Genomic DNA, 1018 nt, shown 5'->3' on the forward strand with positions numbered 1-1018 from the left:
GACGATGAGGTTGATAGGTCCGAGGTGGAAGCGTGGCGACACGTGCAGCTGACGGATACTAATCGATTGAGGACTTATCTAAGTTTTTTCATGTCACGTTACTCTTATTTAGTTTTCAGGGTGCAAACTTTTTTTAAAAAAGTCTTGCATTTTCATTATAAAAAGTATATAATATAACTTGTCCTTGTTTTTCAGAAACATATTCAAGTACATAATTCATTGTCTGGTGGCGATAGCGAAGAGGTCACACCTGTTCCCATGCCGAACACAGAAGTTAAGTTCTTCAGCGCCAATGGTAGTTGGGGGTTCTCCCCCTGCGAGAGTAGGACGCTGCCAGGCATATGATTCGGAGGATTAGCTCAGCTGGGAGAGCACCTGCCTTACAAGCAGGGGGTCGCAGGTTCGAGCCCTGCATCCTCCACCATTCGCCGGCCTAGCTCAATTGGTAGAGCAACTGACTTGTAATCAGTAGGTTGGGGGTTCAAGTCCTCTGGCCGGCACCACTTTCCTTTTTAGGAGCCATTAGCTCAGTCGGTAGAGCATCTGACTTTTAATCAGAGGGTCGAAGGTTCGAATCCTTCATGGCTCACCATTTGCGGGTGTGGCGGAATTGGCAGACGCGCTAGACTTAGGATCTAGTGCCTCCGGGCGTGGGGGTTCAAGTCCCTCCACCCGCACCATTACTTTAATAAAATAGAAAAGCATATACAGCAATATGCGGAAGTAGTTCAGTGGTAGAACACCACCTTGCCAAGGTGGGGGTCGCGGGTTCGAATCCCGTCTTCCGCTCCAGATATTGCCGGGGTGGCGGAACTGGCAGACGCACAGGACTTAAAATCCTGCGGTAAGTGATTACCGTACCGGTTCGATTCCGGTCCTCGGCACCATAATGCGCCCGTAGCTCAATTGGATAGAGCGTTTGACTACGGATCAAGAGGTTAGGGGTTCGACTCCTCTCGGGCGCGCCATCGGGAAGTAGCTCAGCTTGGTAGAGCACTTGGTTTGGGACCAAGGGGTC

General features: G+C 50.2%; 7 tRNA genes and 1 rRNA gene. All 8 read left to right on the forward strand.

Going from position 1 to position 1018, the window contains the following annotated elements:
* Window positions 1-222: 222 nt before the first annotated feature.
* The 8 genes from rrf to KI343_RS19805 all read left to right on the forward strand — a co-directional run bounded on the left by rrf (window position 223) and on the right by KI343_RS19805 (window position 968).
* A 5S ribosomal RNA gene (rrf, locus tag KI343_RS19770) occupies window positions 223-339 on the forward strand.
* A gap of 9 nt (window positions 340-348) precedes the next feature.
* Window positions 349-424 (forward strand) — tRNA-Val (locus KI343_RS19775).
* Window positions 425-427: 3 nt separating this feature from the next.
* Window positions 428-503 (forward strand) — tRNA-Thr (locus KI343_RS19780).
* Between the two features lie 13 nt (window positions 504-516).
* A tRNA-Lys gene (locus tag KI343_RS19785) sits at window positions 517-592 on the forward strand.
* Between the two features lie 3 nt (window positions 593-595).
* Window positions 596-680 (forward strand) — tRNA-Leu (locus tag KI343_RS19790).
* A 37-nt stretch (window positions 681-717) separates the two neighbouring features.
* A tRNA-Gly gene (locus KI343_RS19795) sits at window positions 718-792 on the forward strand.
* Window positions 793-798: 6 nt separating this feature from the next.
* Window positions 799-887: transfer RNA gene (locus KI343_RS19800), tRNA-Leu, on the forward strand.
* A gap of 4 nt (window positions 888-891) precedes the next feature.
* Window positions 892-968, forward strand: a tRNA-Arg gene (locus tag KI343_RS19805).
* Window positions 969-1018: the final 50 nt, after the last annotated feature.

Source organism: Oceanobacillus sp. J11TS1, from assembly GCF_018333215.1.
Taxonomy (GTDB): domain Bacteria; phylum Bacillota; class Bacilli; order Bacillales; family Amphibacillaceae; genus Oceanobacillus.